Source organism: Streptomyces sp. Ru72, assembly GCF_002920635.1.
GTDB lineage: Bacteria > Actinomycetota > Actinomycetes > Streptomycetales > Streptomycetaceae > Streptomyces.
The window spans coordinates 16477-34523 of record NZ_PQSR01000085.1 but is presented as its reverse complement, the minus strand read 5'-3'; the positions used below and the strand labels follow the sequence as shown (position 1 = coordinate 34523).

21 protein-coding genes and 1 pseudogene are annotated in these 18047 nt (G+C 71.8%); 11 read left to right on the top strand and 11 right to left on the bottom strand.

Features of this window, described 5'->3' with window-relative positions; genetic code table 11:
- A partial coding sequence (locus C3488_RS29765) for a LuxR C-terminal-related transcriptional regulator (protein ID WP_219822351.1) occupies nucleotides 1-638 on the top strand: 638 nt, incomplete at its 5' end.
- Nucleotides 639-835: 197 nt separating this feature from the next.
- Nucleotides 836-1018, top strand: a pseudogene (locus C3488_RS42755) (trypsin-like serine protease); the annotation flags it as partial.
- 322 nt (nucleotides 1019-1340) lie between these two features.
- Here the strand turns inward: C3488_RS42755 and C3488_RS29755 are convergent.
- Nucleotides 1341-2483, bottom strand: coding sequence for a winged helix DNA-binding domain-containing protein (locus C3488_RS29755; RefSeq protein ID WP_103843987.1), 1143 nt, complete (start codon nucleotides 2481-2483; stop codon nucleotides 1341-1343).
- Between the two features lie 148 nt (nucleotides 2484-2631).
- Nucleotides 2632-2907, bottom strand: a complete 276-nt coding sequence (locus C3488_RS29750; RefSeq protein WP_103843986.1) for a hypothetical protein — start codon at nucleotides 2905-2907, stop codon at nucleotides 2632-2634.
- A 237-nt stretch (nucleotides 2908-3144) separates the two neighbouring features.
- Between C3488_RS29750 and C3488_RS40810 the strand changes: the two genes are divergently transcribed.
- Together C3488_RS40810 and C3488_RS29745 are read left to right on the top strand one after the other, a co-directional pair.
- Nucleotides 3145-3303 carry a DUF6461 domain-containing protein gene (locus tag C3488_RS40810; protein ID WP_181139250.1) on the top strand — a complete coding sequence of 53 codons (159 nt, stop codon included), beginning with the start codon at nucleotides 3145-3147 and terminating at the stop codon, nucleotides 3301-3303.
- Nucleotides 3290-4000, top strand: a complete 711-nt coding sequence (locus tag C3488_RS29745) for a class I SAM-dependent methyltransferase (protein WP_103843985.1) — start codon at nucleotides 3290-3292, stop codon at nucleotides 3998-4000. The genes C3488_RS40810 and C3488_RS29745 overlap by 14 nt, the downstream gene beginning before the upstream one ends.
- Nucleotides 4001-4169: 169 nt before the next feature.
- Here the strand turns inward: C3488_RS29745 and C3488_RS29735 are convergent, their stop codons facing one another.
- On the bottom strand, nucleotides 4170-4304 hold the full coding sequence (locus C3488_RS29735) for a hypothetical protein (protein WP_374955469.1): 135 nt from the start codon (nucleotides 4302-4304) through the stop codon (nucleotides 4170-4172).
- A 401-nt stretch (nucleotides 4305-4705) separates the two neighbouring features.
- Between C3488_RS29735 and C3488_RS42750 the strand changes: the two genes are divergently transcribed.
- Nucleotides 4706-4837, top strand: a complete 132-nt coding sequence (locus tag C3488_RS42750; protein ID WP_103843983.1) for a polysaccharide deacetylase family protein — start codon at nucleotides 4706-4708, stop codon at nucleotides 4835-4837.
- 347 nt (nucleotides 4838-5184) lie between these two features.
- Here the strand turns inward: C3488_RS42750 and C3488_RS29725 are convergent, their stop codons facing one another.
- Nucleotides 5185-5643, bottom strand: coding sequence for an ATP-binding protein (locus C3488_RS29725; protein WP_103843982.1), 459 nt, complete (start codon nucleotides 5641-5643; stop codon nucleotides 5185-5187).
- Between the two features lie 198 nt (nucleotides 5644-5841).
- Between C3488_RS29725 and C3488_RS29720 the strand changes: the two genes are divergently transcribed.
- Nucleotides 5842-6981 carry a site-2 protease family protein gene (locus C3488_RS29720; protein WP_181139248.1) on the top strand — a complete coding sequence of 380 codons (1140 nt, stop codon included), beginning with the start codon at nucleotides 5842-5844 and terminating at the stop codon, nucleotides 6979-6981.
- A gap of 19 nt (nucleotides 6982-7000) precedes the next feature.
- Here C3488_RS29720 and C3488_RS29715 read toward each other — a convergent pair whose 3' ends face one another.
- The 5 genes from C3488_RS29715 to C3488_RS29695 all read right to left on the bottom strand — a co-directional run bounded on the left by C3488_RS29715 (nucleotide 7001) and on the right by C3488_RS29695 (nucleotide 11259).
- A complete protein-coding gene (locus C3488_RS29715; protein ID WP_103843988.1) occupies nucleotides 7001-7414 on the bottom strand; it encodes an ATP-binding protein in 414 nt (137 codons plus the stop codon).
- 143 nt (nucleotides 7415-7557) lie between these two features.
- Nucleotides 7558-8169 (bottom strand): hypothetical protein, encoded by a 612-nt coding sequence (locus C3488_RS29710; RefSeq protein WP_103843980.1) that lies wholly within the window; start codon nucleotides 8167-8169, stop codon nucleotides 7558-7560.
- A complete protein-coding gene (locus C3488_RS29705; protein ID WP_103843979.1) occupies nucleotides 8166-9035 on the bottom strand; it encodes a carbohydrate ABC transporter permease in 870 nt (289 codons plus the stop codon). Before C3488_RS29705 ends, C3488_RS29710 begins: the two co-directional genes overlap by 4 nt.
- Complete coding sequence (locus C3488_RS29700; protein WP_103843978.1) at nucleotides 9032-9979, bottom strand: carbohydrate ABC transporter permease; 948 nt, start codon at nucleotides 9977-9979, stop codon at nucleotides 9032-9034. The genes C3488_RS29705 and C3488_RS29700 overlap by 4 nt, the downstream gene beginning before the upstream one ends.
- Nucleotides 9976-11259 (bottom strand): ABC transporter substrate-binding protein, encoded by a 1284-nt coding sequence (locus C3488_RS29695; RefSeq protein ID WP_103843977.1) that lies wholly within the window; start codon nucleotides 11257-11259, stop codon nucleotides 9976-9978. Before C3488_RS29695 ends, C3488_RS29700 begins: the two co-directional genes overlap by 4 nt.
- A gap of 108 nt (nucleotides 11260-11367) precedes the next feature.
- Here C3488_RS29695 and C3488_RS29690 point away from each other — a divergent pair, with 108 nt between their 5' ends.
- Nucleotides 11368-12702, top strand: coding sequence for a Gfo/Idh/MocA family protein (locus tag C3488_RS29690; RefSeq protein WP_103843976.1), 1335 nt, complete (start codon nucleotides 11368-11370; stop codon nucleotides 12700-12702).
- Nucleotides 12703-12781: 79 nt separating this feature from the next.
- Nucleotides 12782-13561: a polysaccharide deacetylase family protein gene (locus C3488_RS29685; protein WP_103843975.1), complete on the top strand. Its 780-nt coding sequence runs from the start codon at nucleotides 12782-12784 to the stop codon at nucleotides 13559-13561.
- A gap of 12 nt (nucleotides 13562-13573) precedes the next feature.
- Here the strand turns inward: C3488_RS29685 and C3488_RS29680 are convergent, their stop codons facing one another.
- Nucleotides 13574-14779: a cytochrome P450 gene (locus tag C3488_RS29680; RefSeq protein ID WP_103843974.1), complete on the bottom strand. Its 1206-nt coding sequence runs from the start codon at nucleotides 14777-14779 to the stop codon at nucleotides 13574-13576.
- Nucleotides 14780-14948: 169 nt separating this feature from the next.
- On the opposite strand from C3488_RS29680, the gene C3488_RS29675 reads away from it, so the two are divergent.
- The 3 genes from C3488_RS29675 to C3488_RS29665 are packed head-to-tail and all read left to right on the top strand — an operon-like array spanning nucleotide 14949 to nucleotide 16863.
- Nucleotides 14949-15416 carry an SRPBCC family protein gene (locus C3488_RS29675; protein WP_103843973.1) on the top strand — a complete coding sequence of 156 codons (468 nt, stop codon included), beginning with the start codon at nucleotides 14949-14951 and terminating at the stop codon, nucleotides 15414-15416.
- The gene (locus tag C3488_RS29670) at nucleotides 15413-16063 is read left to right on the top strand and encodes a class I SAM-dependent methyltransferase (RefSeq protein WP_103843972.1); all 651 of its coding nucleotides are present in this window, start codon (nucleotides 15413-15415) and stop codon (nucleotides 16061-16063) included. The genes C3488_RS29675 and C3488_RS29670 overlap by 4 nt, the downstream gene beginning before the upstream one ends.
- A gap of 17 nt (nucleotides 16064-16080) precedes the next feature.
- Complete coding sequence (locus C3488_RS29665; protein ID WP_103843971.1) at nucleotides 16081-16863, top strand: bifunctional 2-polyprenyl-6-hydroxyphenol methylase/3-demethylubiquinol 3-O-methyltransferase UbiG; 783 nt, start codon at nucleotides 16081-16083, stop codon at nucleotides 16861-16863.
- A gap of 18 nt (nucleotides 16864-16881) precedes the next feature.
- Here C3488_RS29665 and C3488_RS29660 read toward each other — a convergent pair whose 3' ends face one another.
- Nucleotides 16882-18033, bottom strand: a complete 1152-nt coding sequence (locus C3488_RS29660; protein ID WP_103843970.1) for an XdhC/CoxI family protein — start codon at nucleotides 18031-18033, stop codon at nucleotides 16882-16884.
- Nucleotides 18034-18047: the final 14 nt, after the last annotated feature.

Below are 18047 nucleotides of genomic sequence, written 5' to 3'. Positions count from 1 at the left end.
ATCCGGCCCGGGGCCGCTGGCACGGCGACCTCGCGGAGGCGCTCGTGCGCGTCGGGGAGCCGGCCGAGGCGCAGGACGTCATCGACGCCGCCCGCGCCCACGCGCTCAGGCTCCGGCGGGAGAGCGTGCTCGCGGTGCTGGACCGGGCGGAGGCCCTGGTCCGCGCGGCGCGCGGCGAAGTGGAGGCGGCGGAACGTCAGTTGACGGCGGCGCGGGACCGGCTCGCGACGCTCGGATACGGCCTCGAGGAGGCCCGGGCGGCCTATGCGCTGGCGGGACTGCGCGCCGGTCGGCCGGGACCGGCGTCGTACGACGAGGCGACCCGTCTCTTCCGCCGTTGCCGGGCGATGCCGTGGCTGCGCCTGGTGGGGACGGCCACGGTCACGGACACGGCGAAGCCGGAGCCTCACCCGGCGGGGCCGGCGCCGGGTGAGGCGGCCGCCCTCGACAGCCTGGCCGCGACGGAACGGCAGGTCGCCGCGCTGGTCATGGAGGGTGCGACGAACCGGGAGATCGCGGCCCGGCTCTTCATCAGCGTCAAGACCGTGGAAGCCACGCTGACCCGGGTCTACCGCAAGCTGGGCATCAGGTCGCGGGTGGACATCGTGCGTCTGGCGGCCGGGCACCGCGCGGGCTGAACCAGCGCGCACGGCGCGCGCGTTGGCCGGTTCACGCGCGTGGACCGAGGGTTTTCCCTGCCCAACTCGCCTAGGGCCTTCCCTCATTGGGAGCGGACCACTCCGGCTTCTAGCGTAAAGGCGTGCCGCTCGCCGGGCACACCGGGGCCGGTCCCCACTCGCGCGAACCCCCCACCGGCAACCCCACGAGGAGACCCATGTCCGGGCCGAAACGCGTCAGAAAGGCCGCCGCTGCCGCCGTGGCGACCGCTGCCGCCGCCACGGGCACGCTCACTCCCTCCGGCGACATGGACACCTGCCAGGGCGACAGCGGCGGTCCCCCGCTCACCGGGGGCGTCCTGGCAGGGATGACTTCCCGGGGCGACGCGTTGCGAAGAGCGCGGTGACCGCGCGGGTCGACACGTAAGTCCCAGAAGGCTCCTGGGGTACACCCCGGGTAGATACCAGGGGGCGTTGCGGGCCTCCACGAGCGGCCCGCAACGCCCCCTTTCCACGTCGCCTCCACGCCCCGAGCTTCCGCTGCCCGCACCTGGCTCTCCCTCCTCCGAGTTCTCGGATCCGCCCGAACAGGGGGACTTCCGTGGACCGCCGCTTGTCGCTGATCGGCGGCGCGGGCGGGTTCACGATGATCGGCCGGGGCTGACGCCGGCGGTGACCGACGGGCGGATCGAGGCGCCGCGGGACCGCGTCGCGGCCCGGGCGTCACGGGCGCGGGGGGACGACGGTACCGAACCGGATGTCGTACGAGGCGCCCTCGTGCATCACCTTCAGCATCCGCTCCCCCTCCTCGGCCACCTCCTCCCGCTCGGCCCTGGTCAGCCCGCGGAACGGCTCGATGACGAGCGAGTCCTCCTCCAGCTTCCACACGCCCGCGAGGAAGCCGTCGACGAGCAGGGTGCGGTAGACCTGGTTGCCCACCGTGTTGCGGCCCTTGAGGCCGGGGGGCACCACGCGGGCGCGGTCGGCGTGGGAGAGGAGCAGGTTGTCGTATTCGGGCAGGAAGCGCGGCCGGGCGGGGGTGTCCGGATCGGGGCGGGGGGCGTCGGGCACGTCGAAGAGTTCGGCGCCGTGCTCGTCGCGGAAGGTGAGGAGCCGCGGGCGCAGCCGCTCGAAGGCGTCCCTCAGCCGAGTCAGGCCCGCCCAGGTCTGCATGTCGTTCACCGAGGCCGGGCCGAACGCGGCGAGGTAGCGCAGGACGACGGCGTCGGGCGCGGGGGCCGGCTCGGCGGGGCGCCCCAGCCAGTGCTCGGCGGTGGTGAGTGCGACCTGGCCGCTCAGGCCCCACAGGCCGCGCGGGGTGACCTGGACGAGGGGGAGCCGGCAGCGGGCGGCCAGGGCGAGGGCCTGCGGGTCGGCGTCCGGCCACTCGGCGAGCAGCGCCTCACGCAGCTGGGTCATGGTGCGCGGTTCGGCCTCCACCAGGTCGCGGGCGAGGGCGGCGAGCCGGTCGAGGTCGACGCCGGCGAGACCCTTGCGGAAGGCGGTGAGTTCCCGGTCGCGGGCGGGCTGGACGAGCGGCCGCAGGGTGAGGCAGTCGTCGGCGGTGTGGGTGTGGATGGTGGAGCGCAGGGTGACGATACGGACGACCTCGCGGTCGGCCATGAGCCGCGAGAGATGCCGGGGCGAGAAGCCGTCGAGGCGTGCCGCGAGCGCGTAGTACGGCGGTTTGACGTTCTGCGCCTGGAGGCCCACCAGGTGCGCGACGGTTGCCTCGGCGGACAGCGGCGAGCGGCGGAGCAGCAGCTGTCGGGCGAGGGTCGCGCGGTTGAGGGCGCGGGGGTGGAGGACGGGAGCGGTGGCTGTGGTCCGGCCGGCCTTCCGTGCCGCGGGGCTGGTCTTCGTCATGTGCAGGACGCTAGCGGGGCTTGCGGACAGATACTGTCCGCGTCCACGGGGCTGCGGAGGGCCGGGGCCGGGCGGCGGGGTGCCTCCGCCGGAATCCCGGGGGGGGCCGCTCCTGTCCCGCTCCCGGGCGGCGGCGGGCGCCGAGCCGTCACCGGTCGCCTCCTTGTTTCTTCGCGTCCTCGATCGCCTTGAGGTAGTCGTCGGGCGACAGTTTCGCGCACTCGGGCAGGCCGTTGTCCGCGGTGTCGTTCTTCGCGGCGACGATCGCCTTGGTGCACGTGGCGATCTGCTCAGCGTCGGCGGCCGCTCCCGCTGACGCGGAAGGGCTCGGGGCCGAGGGTGTGCCGCTGCCCGAGCCGAAGGGGGAGCATCCGGCCAGCATGAGCACGGCTGCGGCGAGCAGGGAGATGGTGGTGCGGCGCATGGGTCTCCTTGATGGCCGAGGGGTGGCCGAATCATGCACCCGAACACGCACTTTGAGTGATCTTCGAGTCACGCTGTGTCCGTGTTGTGATCTACGGGTGACAGGAAGGGCTTTCCCGTTCCGTACACGCCGTCGCCGCCAGGCCCTCACGCCATCCCGCAGGATCTGGACGCAAGCCGGTCCGCCACCACCTCGAACGACGCCGTCTGTCATCGGCGCCTGGCAGCATGACCGCCCATGAACGCCGAACGGTCCGCTCGTTCGCGGCTCCGGGACTTCCATGACGGCTTCCTGCTCGAGGGCTACACCCTGACGCTGGTTCGGGGGCTGTCGCCGCGCGGGTACCTCGACCGCATCGGTGCAGAGCCGCAGGGAGGGCACGATGAAGATGGATGAGCGCAGGACGCGGGTGCGTGAGGTCCGCCGTCGGCTCGCGCAGGAGGGGCCTTTCTGGACGCGGGACCGCCAGGCGGACTTCGAGACGGTCACCGTGCCGGAACGCGATTGCGACCAGCTGCGGGACCTGTTGATCTCCGAGGGCGTACAGACGGTGGTCGAGGTCGGTCTCGCCTATGCGAGTTCCGCACTCGCGATCGGCGAGGCGCTGATCACTGTCGATCCGCCGCACCCGCGGCATGTGATCATCGACCCGTTCCAAGAACGTGACTGGTGCAACGTCGGGTTGGATCTGCTGCGCTCTGCGGGGCTGGATTCCGTCGCGTCCCTCCTGCGCACCCCGTCATCGATCGCGCTCCCGCACCTCCTCAGCGAGAGCTTCAGCGCCGATGCCGCGTTCGTGGACGGCAGTCACCGGTTCCATGAAGTCTTTGTCGATCTCTACTTCCTGCGAAAGATCGTCCGACCTGGCGGGCTGATCGTCATCGACGACTACTGGGCTCCGTCAGTGCGCACTGCCGTGCATTACTACGAGCAGAACCTGGGGTGGACGGCGATTCCCGAGGCATTCCCCAGCGACAGCGTGACGACGGACGACGCGGCTCCCGGCGCCGAAGAACCCAGGAGTCGCTGCAAGGCCTATCGCTTGCCTGATCCCTCGTTCGAGCCGCCCTTCGAGGAGTTCCACGCCTTCTGAGGCAGCTTCAGAACCGCCCCTTCCCCGAAGCAGGGCACCATCTCGACCGGCTTTGTCGAGCCCATGGACGACCCGGCACGACGGCTGTACGCGCGGCACGGGTTCACGGTCGAGACCGAGGACCCGGTGAACGTGCTCATGGTGCGCAAGCCGTTCCCCGATGGATGCCTCAGAGGCCCAGGTCGGCCGCCAGACAGGAGAAGGACATCCACGACCCTTCGGGGTCGTAGGCGTCCCTCGCCGGGTCGTTCGGCGTCGCCTGCTTTTCCTCGACCATGTCCTCGAACCGAACACGCTCGGGCAACTTACCGAACCGCTCGTGACGCGCTACAGCGGCACTGTCCACGGTGCTCCGACTTTCCATGGTCGACCTCCGCTCGGTCGGTGGCGGAGCGAGTCTTCCCGCCCCTGTGGACGCCAGATTCACACGGCGATGAATCACCTGTCAAGCCGGTGACGCACTGCGGGTACGCCGAGCACTCGCACACCCGTGCTCGACCGCTGTTCGCGGTCGACGATGGCGATGTCACGAGCGGATCACCTGTCGAATCCGTGACGCCCCGCTCCAGGCGCCCGCGCCCCGCGGCCTGACTGAAATGGCCCATATGCCTCGTATCCCTCACCGAGGTTTCCGGGACCGGATACGTGCGTCAGCCGGACGGGTCACCACCCTGCTGACCGCGGCAGCGCTGGCGTTCGGCCGAGATCACCCAGGGCCGCGACGCGGTGGCGAAGGTCATCGGTCACAGGCCGGTCCTGCTGCGCCCGCCGGAGGGTCGGACGAACGCGACCGTCACGGCGATCGGCCGGCGGCTCGGCATGGGGCAGGTCCTGTGAAGCGCCAGTGCCTCCGACTACGAGACCACCGACTCGGGCCTGATCAGCAGCCGGATCCTGGCCGAGACGGGTCCCGGGGGGATCATCCTGCTGGACGACCTGGTTGACCCCACCGACCGCGGCTACAACGGCACGGTCGCCGCGATCCCCGCCATCATCTCCGCCCTCAAGGCCCGCGGCTGCACCTTCGTCACCGTCACCCGGCTCCTCGCCCCGGCCAGGCCCCGGCCGGGCGCGGTGTACGAGTGACCGGCCGCGGCCCCGGCGCTGCTTCGGCCAAGCCCGCCGGGACGGACCAGGCCGACCGCAGCACCGACCTGGCAGCGGAGAAGCGTCCGGAAAGCCGGTCACCGGACCTCGAAGCCGCCGCGCCCGTCGAAGCGCACCTCCCGGACCGCGTCGAACCCGTCCGCCGGGGACGGCCTGCGCAGCCGCTTCAGGGTCGCGAACACGCCGACATCCGGGACGCGCGCGCGGTCCTCGCGAGTGGCGTTGCGGCGGAGCGAGCCCGTGAGGTCGGGCGGGAACCAGTACGCCGTGACCGTCGCGCCGTGGGCGTGGCCCGCTTCCACCAGCGGGCCCCACTCCTGCGGTGAGGGGTTGGTGTTGTCCACCGCCACCGGCCGCCCCGCCGCGAGGGCCTCCTGGACCTGCCGCATCTGCCGCTGCTGCTTGTTGCGGGCGCGGCGGGGGAACAGGTCCTTGCTGACCAGCACGTACCGACCGGACAGCTGCTGCGTGTAGAAGGTGGACTTCCCCGACGCCTGCAGCCCGACGAGCACGGCCATGTCCAGTCCTGTCCCCATAGGGGCCACGATGACACGAGGCCCCCGGACGGGCGAAACCCCGGGCGGCTCGGCGTTCCCGTGGATCGGGCGGACGATGGAGAGTGCGGAGGAGTCCTCTCCGCCGGAGAGCGTCGTGACGAGAGCGGCGCGCGCCCGGCGGCCGCCCTGGGCGGGATCGCGGCCGACGGGCCGGGCGCCGGGAAGGCGGGGCGTTCGGTGAAGGAGACACTGTCTCTCGGGCGCATCGCAGGCGTGCGCGTCGGCCTGCACTGGAGTGTGCTGGTCATCATCGTGCTGGTCGCCGTCGTCCTGGCCCGCGGGCGGCTTCCCGCGGCCCACCCCGGCCACCCGGCCTGGGCCTACTGGGTGGCGGCGTTGCTCACCTCGCTGGTGTTCCTGGCGTCGTTGCTCGCACACGAACTCGCCCATGCGGTCGTCGCACGCCGCAACGGCGTCCAGGTCGACGGCATCACACTGTGGATGCTGGGCGGCGCCGCCCGGCTGCGCACCGAGGCGCCCACGCCCGGGGTGGAGCTGCGCATCGCCGTGGTGGGGCCGCTGACCAGTCTGGTCGCGGGCGGGGTGTGCATCGGCCTGACCGTGGGGCTCGACGCGCTGCACGTCTCGGGCCTCGTGGTGGAGGCAGTCGCCTGGCTCGCCGCCATCAACATCGTGCTGGCCGTGTTCAACTCCCTGCCGGCCGCCCCGCTGGACGGCGGTCGGCTGCTGCGGTCGTTCCTGTGGCACCGCACCGGTGACCGGGTGCGGGCGACCCGGGGCGCCTCGGCCGCGGGCCGCGCACTGGGCTGGCTGCTGGTGGGCGGCGGGTTCGCGGCGGTGCTCTTCGCGGGCAACCTGTCGGGGCTGTGGTCGGCGTTGATCGGCTGGTTCCTGATCAGCACGGCGACCGCGGAGGCCCGCCAGGCGGAGCTGCGCAGCGCCCTGCGCGGCGTCCCGGTGAGCCGGGTGATGACCTGGGACCCGGTCACCGTGCCCACCGAGACGACCATCGGCCAGTTCCTCGCGGACACGCCCTTCGACCGGTTCCGTCACTCCGCCTTCCCGGTCCTGGCGCCCGACGGCGGGGTAGCCGGGCTGGTCACCGCCGGTGCCGTCCGCGACGTCCCGCCGCACGCCCGGCCGACCACCACGATCGGCGAGGTGATGCGCCCGCTCCCGGACATCGAGACGGCCGCACCCGGCGACATGGTGGTGGATCTGCTGCCCCGCCTGCAGGAGAGCCGGGAGCGCAGGGCACTCGTGCTCGACGACGGGCGCCTGGTCGGCATCGTCACGCTCGCCGACATCAGCCGTGTCGTGACCTGGCTGACCGGCGCCCCCCGCCGTGAGGTCTGAGCCGTCCGAGCGACCGGGGTCAGGCCGCGGTGGTCAGGTCGGCCCAGTGGATGGCGCGGCCCGTCTCCAGACGGTCGCCGTGCGCGGCGGCAACCCGGTCGACGATGTCCAGGCCGCGTCCGTGCTCATCGTCGCCGCAACTGGCCGCCCACTCCCCTTCCGTGGCGGCGGGCCCTCCGTCGGTGACCTCCACCCGCACCCGGCCGGTGGCGGACTCCCGGCTCAGCCGGAGGGTGAGCGGCGGCCGGGCGTGCTCCACGGCGTTGGTCACGAGTTCGGACACCACCAGCAGCACCGGATCGGCGATCTCCGGCGCCACCTGCCAGCGGGCCAGGGTCCGTTCGGCCATCTTCCGCGCTTCCCCGGCGGCCTCGGGGCGGTGGGCCAGCGTCCAGGTGCGAGGGAGACCGCGGGTGTCCACGATGGTCTCCATGCCGATCACACTCTCCTCACGGCGATCGGTTCCACAAGGAAGAACAAGGACTTCACCGGCGCCATTCCTCGGCACCGTCCCCGGCGCCCGAGCGCCGTCCCGGCCCGCGAAGCCCCTGCCCGCCGCGGCACCCGCAGCCGCCCTCAGTTCGGCCCGGCGGCCTCTTTCGTCTCCCGGCCCCTCCCCTCCACCGCTGTCACGGCCATCGCCAGCGGGCCGGGAGCCAGGAACGCCAGGGGCAGCAGCATCCATGCGCACAGCGCTGCCGTCGCCAGGGCGAGCAGGACCAGGGCGCTGCCTGCCGCGTCCCGGGCGGCGGTGCGCGCCGCCGTGCGCAGTGCCCTCGGCCAGTGGCTCAGCGACTCGGGGCGGGCACAGGCCCTCAGGCCCACCACCGCGGCGTACGCGCCGATCGCCGCGGCCACGGCCGTGAACGCCGGCGCCCCCGGCAGCCCCGCGCCCGCCAGGGCCAGGTCCGCCGCCAGCAGCAGTACGCCCGCGAGGGCCACCGCGCCGGCCGCCAGGTCCCCGGCGCGCAGGCGCCCGCGCAGCACCCGCAGGTACCGTCCCGCCGTGACCGGCCGGTCGTCGGGCACCCCGCGCAGCACCGCGCACGCCGTCGACAGGGCCGCGGGCGCGGTGAGCAGCGGCAGGGCCGCGACCGCCGTCGCCAGGCCCACGCTCAGGACGTCCGCGAACAGCGTCATCCGCGGGCCGAAGACCTCCCCGGGCTCCCGGGCCGTACGCCCGCTCATCCCTTGAGCCCCGAGCTCGCCATGCCCTCGACGAGGAACCGCTGGAAGGCGAGGAAGAACAGCACGATCGGCAGCAGCGCGATCACCGACATCGCGAACATCGGGCCGAACGCGGAGGTGCTGGAGGCGTCCACGAACGACCTCAGGGCCAGCGTCAGCGTGAACTTCTCGGGCGAGAACAGGTAGATCAGCTGGGTGAAGAAGTCGTTCCACGTCCAGATGAAGGTGAAGATCGCCGTGGTGATCAGGGCGGGGCGGGTCAGCGGCAGGATCACCAGGAAGAAGGAGCGGAACGGCCCGCAGCCGTCGATCCGCGCCGCCTCCTCCAGTTCGCGCGGCAGCCCCCGCATGAACTGCACGATGAGGAAGACGAAGAACGCCTCCGTGGCCAGGAACTTGGGCAGGATCAACGGCCAGTACGTGTTCACCATGCCGAGCTTGTTGAAGACGATGTACTGCGGGATCAGCACCGCGTGGTGCGGCAGCATGATCGTGGCGATCATGAAGGCGAACAGCGGCCCGCGGAAGCGGAACCGCAGCCGGGCGAAGGCGTAAGCGGCCAGGGAGCAGGAGATGACGTTGCCGAGGACCGCGCCGCCCGCGATCAGCAGGGAGTTGCCGAGCAGCCGCCAGACGGAGACGCCGTTCACGCCGTCCAGGGCCGTCGTGTAGTTGGACCACTCCAGGTGGCTGGGCAGCAGGTCGAGGCTGGCGATGACCTCGTTCGCGGGCTTCAGGGAGGTCGCGAGCAGCCACGCCAGCGGGTAGAGCATCACCAGCAGCGCGGCCAGGCAGCCGGCGTGCAGGGCCACCCGGCGCCAGGCGACCGGCTTGCGCAGGGCGGAGGCGGAGGCAGTCGTACTCATCGGGCTCCCCCATCGGTGTCAGAGGCGTAGAAGACCCACGACCGCGAGGTGCGGAACAGCACCGCGGTGACCGCGCCGATCGCCAGCAGCAGCACCCATGCCATCGCGGAGGCATAGCCCATGTGGGAGGCGACGAAGCCGCGGTCGTAGAGGTAGAGCGTGTAGAACAGGGTCGAGTCGGCGGGCCCGCCCTTGCCCGCGCTGACCGCGAAGGCGGGGGTGAAGACCTGGAAGGCCTGGATGGTCTGGAGCACCAGGTTGAAGAAGATCACCGGGGACAGCATCGGCACGGTGATGGACAGGAACTGCCGCCACCGGCCCGCCCCGTCGACCTCGGCGGCCTCGTACAGCTCGCCGGGGATCTGCTGGAGTCCGGCGAGGAAGATGACCATCGGCGCGCCGAACTGCCACACCGTCAGCAGCGCCACCGCGAGCAGCGCCCAGCCCGGCCGGGTGACCCAGCCGCCGGTGCCGAGGAGGTGGTCGACCGTACCGCCGTCGTTGAAGATCGCCCGCCAGACGAGGGCGATCGACATGGAGGCACCGAGCAGGGACGGCGCGTAGAAGGCCGAGCGGTAGAAGCCCCTGGCGCGGCGCATGGACTTCAGGGCGAGCGCCACGCCGAGGGCGAGCCCGAGTTGCAGTGGGACGGCGATGACGACGTACGTCAGCGTGGCGAGGACCGAGCGCCAGTAGCGCGGGTCCTCGGTGAACATCTGCGTGTAGTTGCGCAGGCCCACCCAGTGCGGCGGGTTGAACAGGTCGTAGTCGGTGAAGGAGAGGTAGAGCGAGACGGCCATCGGGAGCAGGGTGAGCACGGTCGCGCCGAGCACCCACGGGGACAGGAACACCCAGGCGGCGCCCTCCCGGGGGCGCTTCGGGCGACTCGGGGCCGCAGGGCGCGTCCGTGGAACTCCGGTGGCCTGTACGTCGGTTGCCGTCATGACCTCAGCTCCGCCTTCGCTTCGGTGATGTAGTTCTTCGCCGCTTCGCGGGGCGACATCCGCTCGTACGACACCTGGTCGTAGTCGCGCTGGAAGGTGGTCTGCAGCGCGTTGTCGCCGGAGGGGGGCGCCTGCGGCGGGGCCTTGAGGTCGCCCTCGAGGGAGGACTGGTAGTCGGCGATGGTCTTGTCGAAGTCCTTGAGGGTGGGGGCGAGCTTCTTCCGGAGGCTCTCGTTGACGGGGATGCCGCGGGCCGCGCCGAGGACGGCGCCGGCCTCCGGGTCGTTGATCATGAAGTCGATCAGCTCGGCGGCCTCCTTGGGATGGGAGGTGTGCTTGGCGACGCCCATGAACATCGACGGCTTGAAGTACTGGCCGGGGGTGCCGTTCTCGCCCGAGGGCATCGGCGCGAGGGCGACCCCGTCGGGCACGAGGGCGAGGAAACCGCTCGCGGGAGCGTCCCAGTTGGCGTCGGACACCGCCTTGCCGCGACCCAGCGGGGTGTTCTCGACGGAACCGTCGAGCTGGGTGGTCTGCTCGGCGGGTGATACGGCGCCCTCGCGGCGCAGTCGGTCGGTGAAGGTCCACCAGCGGGTCAGGTCGTCGGCGGTGAAGCCGAGCCGCCGGTCCTTGGTGTAGAGGGACTTGCCCTGGCCGCGCAGCCAGACCTCGAAGGCGTCCTCGCTCTGCCCGGGGTCGGTGCCGCCGGGTTTGCCGGTCTTCTTCGCCAACTGCCGCATGGCGTCCGCCCACTGACTCCAGGTCCAGCCCTTGCGGGGCAGGGCGACGCCGGACGCCTTCCACTCCTTGGGGTCGTACGCGACCGTCTCGGTGCCTCGCCCCTGCGGGATCGCGTACTGTCTGCCGTCCAGCCTCCCGGTGGCGAGGAGCCCCGCATCGATCTCCCCGGTGTCCAGGGCCGCCTTCTGGGTGCCGAGGTCGAGGAGGACGCCACCGGAGGCGTACTGGTCGATCATGCGGTAGTCGAGTTGCATCACGTCGGGCGCGTCACCGCCGGCGGCCTGGGTGGCCAGCTTCTGCTTGTAGGCGTCGTAGCCGGAGAACGACGTCTGCACCCGGATGCCGGGGTGTCGTTGCTCGAAGAGCGCGACGGCCTTCTCGGTTCTCGCGGCGCGGTCCGGGTTGCCCCACCAGGTGTAGCGGAGCACCACTTTTCCGCCTGAGCCGCCGTCATCGGTGCCGCCGCAGCCGGACAGCGCCGCGCACAGCCCCAGCACCACGGCCACTGAGCAGGACACCCTCGTCCTGTTTGCGGGCATGGGTCACCCCTCTCGCCAGAAAGCGCTTACACGCTTCCAGTGACCCTAGGTATGGTCCGGATGTCACAACAAGCCCTCTGCACCGCTTCCGTGGGACGGAGCCCGAGCATGTCTTCCGACACCGCACCTCGCCGCCGCGCCGCCGTCGTGGGTCTGGGCGCCCGCGCCCGGCTCTTCACCGAGGCCCTGTCAGGGCCCTACGCGGACCGGATCGAACTGGCCGGCTTCTGCGACGTCAACGCCCACCGCATGGCCGTCCACAACGACTGGATCACCGCCGATCACCCCGGCCGCCCGCCCGTACCGGCGTACGCCGCCGAGGACTTCGAGCTGATGCTGCGTCGCGAGCGCATCGATCTGGTGGTGGTGTGCAGTGTGGACCGCACGCACGACCACTACATCGTGGCCGCCCTGGAGGCGGGCTGCGACGTGGTCACCGAGAAGCCGATGACGACGGACGCCCGGCGGGCCCGCCGTATCCTGGACACCCGACGCCGCACCGGCCGCGAGATCCGGGTGGCCTTCAACTACCGCTACAACCCGGTGCATTCGACGGTACGGGAGCTGCTGGCGGCCGGTGAGATCGGCGAGGTCGGCTCGGTCCACTTCGAGTGGCTGCTCGATCTGCGGCACGGCGCCGACTACTTCCGCCGCTGGCACCGGGAGAAGGCCAACTCCGGGGGACTCATGGTGCACAAGGCGACCCACCACTTCGACCTGGTCAACTGGTGGCTGGGCTCCCGGCCCGAGACCGTCTTCGCGCAGGGCGGTCTCTTCTTCTACGGCGACGAGGCCGGAGGGCGCCGGGGCCTGGCCCGCCCGTACCGGCGTGCGCACGGCTCCCCGGCGGCCGACGGCGACCCCTTCGCGCTGCACCTCGCGGACTCGCCGGTGCTCGGCGCGCTGTACCTGGACGCGGAACGGGAGGACGGCTACCACCGGGACCAGAACGTGTTCGGTCCGGGTGTGACCATCGAGGACGACATGGCGGTCATCGTGCGGTACGCGTCCGGCGCGACCCTGACGTACCACCTCACCGCGTACGCGCCCTGGGAGGGCTATCGCATCGCCTTCAACGGCAGCGAGGGGCGGCTGGAGCTGCTGGTCGAGGAGTCCACGTGGTCGCCGCGCCGGACGCGGGACGGCGCCACCGGCCCGGTGCTGCACGGAGCCGGGACCGACGCGCGGGCGGGGCGGACCGAACTGCTGCTGCGCCGGTTCTGGGAGCGGCCGCGCGAGGTGAGGGTGGCGACCGGCGAGGGCGGGCACGGCGGTGGGGACGTGCGGATGCTGGCGGACCTGTTCGGCGAGCGCGCCGAGGATCCGCTGGGGCGGGCGGCGGACGCCACGGACGGGGCACGCTCCCTGGTGACGGGGCTGGCCGCGAACCGGTCGTTCGAGACCGGGCTACCCGTAAGGGCGCGGGAGTTGCTGGACGTCTGAGCCCAACCCCGACCCGAGGACTTCAGAGGACTCGAGAGGACTATACATGCAGTGTATACACTGCATGTATAGTCACTCCATGCCTGCGACGGGGAAGACGAACAGACATGCGGCAGGGTTGCGCGTGACGGCTGCTTTGCTCGCCACCATGACCTTCGCGCTCTCGGGGTGCACCACACTGCGCACCACCGAGCCCAGCACCGTCCGAGGACGTGCCGCCGAGGGCGCTCCGGCCCGGCTCGGCACAGTCGACTGCCGCGAGGCCAAGTGCATCGCGCTGACCTTCGACGCCGGGCCGAGCGAGAACTCGGCGCGGCTGCTCGACATCCTGAAGGAGAAGAAGGTCCCCGCGACGTTCTTCCTCCTCGGCAAGCGGCACATCGAGAAGTACCCGGAACTCGTCAAGCGGATGGCCGCCGAGGGGCACGAGGTGGCGAGCCACACCTGGGACCACAAGATCCTCACCGAGCTCTCTCCGCAGCAGATACGCGAGGAGCTCCAGAAGCCGGACGAGGCGATAGAGAGGCTCACCGGGCACCGGCCCACGCTGATGCGCCCACCGCAGGGCCGTACGAACGACACCGTGCACGGCATCTGCCGCGAGCTGGGCCTCGCCGAGGTGCTGTGGAGCGTGACGGCCAAGGACTACATGACCTACGACCCGGCTGTGATCAAGAAGCGCGTCCTGGACCAGGCGTCCCGGGACGGGATCATCCTGCTGCACGACCTCTACCCGGGCACCGTCCCCGCGGTGCCCGGGATCATCGACGCGCTGAAGGAGCGGGGATACGTGTTCGTCACCGTGCCGCAGCTGCTGGCGCCGGGGAAGGCGAAGCCGGGCGAGGTGTACCGGCCCTGACGGGCCGCCGGCTCAGCGCAGCCGCACCGGGATCTCCCGGTAGCCGTACGCGATGAACGACTGCACCTGCTCGACCGGGCCGTCCGGCCCCAGCTCCGGGAAGCGGTCGAAGAGAGCGGGGAGCGCGACGGACGCCTCCAGGCGGGCCAGCGGGGCACCGACGCAGTAGTGGACACCGTGGCCGAACGCGAGGTGTTCCTTGTCGGCGCGGGTGACGTCGAAGCGGCCCGCGTCCTCGCCGTGCCGGAGCGGGTCGAGCCCGGCGGACAGGTACGTCGCGAAGACGGCGTCCCCGCGCCCGATCACGCTGCCGTCGGGGAGCTTGATGTCCTCGACGGCGTACCGCAGGGGGAGGTTGGCGATCGAGGGAGCCCAGCGCAGGGTCTCCTCGATGACCTCGCTCCAGGCGACCTCGCCGGCACGCACCAGGGCGAGCTGGTCCGGGTGGCTGAGCAGGGCGTGCACCGCGTTGCCGATGAGGTTGACGGTCGTCTCGTGACCGGCGCCGATGACAAGCAGGAGTGTGTCGATCAGCTCTGTCTCGCTGAGGCGGGACCCCTCTTCGTCCCGTGCGGCGATCAGCGCGCTCGTCATGTCGTCGCCGGGGTTCCGGCGTTTGTCGGCGACCAGCTCGGCGAGCAGCGTGTGCACCTCCTGCCAGACGGCCATGGCCTGTTCGGCGGTGCCGGTGGTGGCCATGTTGGCCTCGACGAGGCGCGCCATATCGGCCTGCCGCTCGTCGGGGAGCCCGAACATCTCACAGATCAGGCGCATGGGCAGCGGATGCGCGTACGCCGCCCGTAAGTCGGCCCGGCCATCGGGGAGTTCGGCCATGCGGTCGAGGAGTTCGGTGCTGATGGCCTCGATACGGGGCCTCAGCACGTCCGTTCGGCGCTTGGTGAAGGCGGGCGAGACCAGCTTGCGCAGCCGTCGGTGATCGGCGCCGTAGGCCGTGAACATGTTGGTCACGCCGACCCAGGAGTTGATCCACGTCTCGCGGTACTCGCCGGAGATCCAGGCCGGCCAGTGCAGGTTGGGGTCCTTGGAGACGCGGTCGTCGGCGAGCAGTTGCCTGAGGACCTCGTACCGGGTGGGTGCCCAGGCCCGTATCCCGGCGGGCAGTTCGACCAGTGCGACCGGGCCGCGCTCCCGCAGCAGGGCCGCCTCGGCGTGGAGGTCGGCGCCGGTGGGGTCGATGACGTGGGGCTGGTCCTGCACGAAAGACTCCGTTTCGTCGTGTGACGGTTGGTGGATCACCGGGCCGGATGCGAACGCCCGGGAGAGCGTCGTGATCCTCCCCTTCCTGGCGGAGAAGGACACGTTGTCGCCCGTCCGGCACCGGGCGTGGCTCAGGTGAACGGGGACACCGGTTGCGTACGATCCCCCGGTGGTCCTCTTCCGGCTCGAACGCGTCACCCCGCTCCCGGTCGAGCAGGCCTGGCTCCGGCTCACGGACTGGCCGCGCCACGCCGACAGGGTGCCGCTGACCCGCGTCACGGTGCTGACGACCGGGCCGACGGGCGTGGGCACGGTGTTCGTGGCCCGCTCCGGGGTCGGACCTCTGGGCTTCGACGACCCGATGGAAGTGGTCGACTGGCGGCCGCCGACCAGGTGCCGCATCGTCAAACGGGGCGGTGTCGTCACCGGCTGGGCGGAGTTCGAGGTGCGTCCGCACGGGGAAACGGGGTCGAGCGTGGGGTGGCGGGAGGAACTGGCCGTGCGCCTGCTGCCCGGGCTCTTCGACCGGCCGCTCGGGTGGCTGGCCCGACGGATGTTCGGCCGCGTGATGGACGCACTGCTCAGGCAGGGCCCGGATCCCGGTGTCGGTGACGGCGTCTACAGTCCACGGTCATGACCGATGCCACGCACCTGGAGACCACCCGGGCGTCGTACGACACCGTCGCCGCGGACTACGACCGACTGCTCGGGAACGCCCTGGACGACAGTCCCTTCGACCGGGCCATGCTGAGGGTGTTCGCCGAGCGGGTGCTGGCCGCAGGGGGCGGACCGGTCGGGGACCTGGGCTGCGGGCCGGGCCGGGTGACGAGCCATCTGGACAAGCTCGGGCTCGACGCCTTCGGGGTCGACCTGTCCCCGGGGATGGTGGCCGTGGCCCGGCGTGCGCACCCCGCGCTGCGGTTCGAGGTGGGTTCGATGACCGGCCTCGACATCGCGGACGGCACGCTCGCGGGCGCCCTCGCCTGGTACTCCACGGTGCACACGCCGCCCCGCGAACTGCCCGTCTGCTTCGCCGAGTTCCACCGGGTGCTGGCGCCGGGCGGTCACCTGCTGACGGCCTTCAAGGTGGGCGACGAACGCCGGCACCTGGGCCACGCCTACGGGCACGACCTGTCCCTCGACGTCTACTACGTCCGGCCCGAGCACGTCTCCGACCTGCTGACGGACGCCGGCTTCGAGGAGATCGCCCGACTCGTACGCGCCGCCGAGGGCTCGGAGAAGTCCCCGCAGTGCTACCTCCTCGCCCGCAAGCGCACGCAGTAGCCGGAAGCGGTGGGAGCATGCGTGACTCGTCGGTGCGGGACTTCTACGACCACTTGGCCCCCGACTACCACCTGATCTTCGCGGACTGGGACACGAGCATGGCCCATCAGGCCGAGGTGCTGGGCGGGCTGCTCCGTCAGCACCTCGGGGCGGGGCCGCACCGGGTCCTGGACTGTTCCTGCGGGATCGGGACCCAGGCGATCGGGCTCGCCCTGGCCGGGCACCGGGTCGTCGGCAGCGACCTGAGCCCCGTCGCCGCCGCACGCGCCGCCGCCGAGGCGAGCGTCCGTGGGGCGGCCCTTGCGGCGGCTGCCGCGGACATGCGTCTGCCGCCCTTCAGGGCGTCGGTCTTCGACGTCGTCGTCTGCGCCGACAACTCGCTCCCGCACCTGCTCACCGCGCAGGACGTCGGGGCGGCGCTCCGCGGTCTGCGGCGGGTGCTCCGCGACGACGGGCTGCTGGTGATCACGGTCCGGGACTACGAGGAGGCCCGCAGGGACAGACCCACGGCGACACCGCCCCGGGTCACGCGGACGTCCGACGGCCAGGTGATCACCTTCCAGCTCTGGCACTGGCACGAGGACGGCGAGCGCTACGGCCTGGAGCACTTCCAGCTGGTCCCCGAGGGGGACACCTGGGACGTCAGAGTGCGCCGGACCACCTACTGGGCGCTGACCCGCGCACAGCTGGCGGAGTTGGCCGCCGAAGCCGGTTTCACCGGCATCACCTGGCACGCCCCGGACCTCAGTGGGTACTACCAGCCCGTGCTCACCGCACGGCGCCCGCCCTCCGGCCGATGACCCGGGACACGCGCCCGGTCAGGCCACCGACCCGATCCGCCCGGCCGACGCCGCTGCCGTGTCGTGGTGGATCGGGGTGTGGGCGCCGGTGAGGGAGACTCCGCTGCCGCCCCGCCGGTTCGCGACGATCTCGGCCGCGATCGAAAGGGCCGTCTCCTCCGGTGTGCGGGCGCCGAGGTCCAGGCCTATGGGGGACCTCAGGCGCGCCAGCTCCAGTTCGGTGACGCCGACCGCGCGCAGACGCTCGTTGCGGTCCAGATGCGTGCGGCGGGAGCCCATCGCGCCGACGTAGGCGACCGGGAGGCGCAGCGCCAGTTTCAGCAGCGGTACGTCGAACTTGGCGTCGTGGGTGAGGACGCACAGGACCGTGCGGGCGTCGACCTCCGTGCGCTCCAGGTACCGGTGCGGCCACTCGACGACGATCTCGTCGGCCTCGGGGAAGCGGGTGCGGGTGGCGAAGACGGGCCGGGCGTCGCACACGGTGACGCGGTAGCCGAGGAACGTGCCGACGCGGACCAGCGCGGAGGCGAAGTCGATCGCTCCGAAGACGATCATCCGGGGCGGTGGAACGGACGATTCCACCAGAACCGTGAGCGGTGCTCCACAACGTGATCCTCGTTCTCCGATCTCCAGGGTGCCGGTGCGTCCGGCGTCGAGGAAGGCGCCCGCCTCGGCCGCCACCGTGCGGTCCAGCTCCGGGTGGGCGCCGAAGCCGCCCTCGCACGTGCCGTCGGGGTGGACGAGCAGCGCCCTGCCGAGCAGTTCCGCCGGGCCCGACACGACCCGGGCCACCGCCGCCGCCCGACCGTGCGCGGCGGCGGCCAGCGCGGAGGCGAGCACCGGGCGGGCGGGGTCGGCCGCCCGGACGGGGGTGACCAGGACGTCGATGACGCCGCCGCAGGTCAGGCCGACGGCGAAGGCGTCCTCGTCGCTGTATCCGAAGCGCTCCAGGAGGGTTCCGCCGTCCTCGAGCGCCTGCCGGCACAGCTCGTACACCGCGCCCTCCACGCAACCGCCGGAGACCGAGCCGATCGCCGTGCCCTCGGCGTCCACCGCGAGGGCCGCACCCGGCTGCCGGGGGGCGCTTCCGCCGACCGCCACCACGGTGGCCACGGAGAAGTCGCGGCCCTGCTCGACCCACCGGGTCAGCTCGTCGGCGATGTCCAACATCTCTCGGTCTCCTT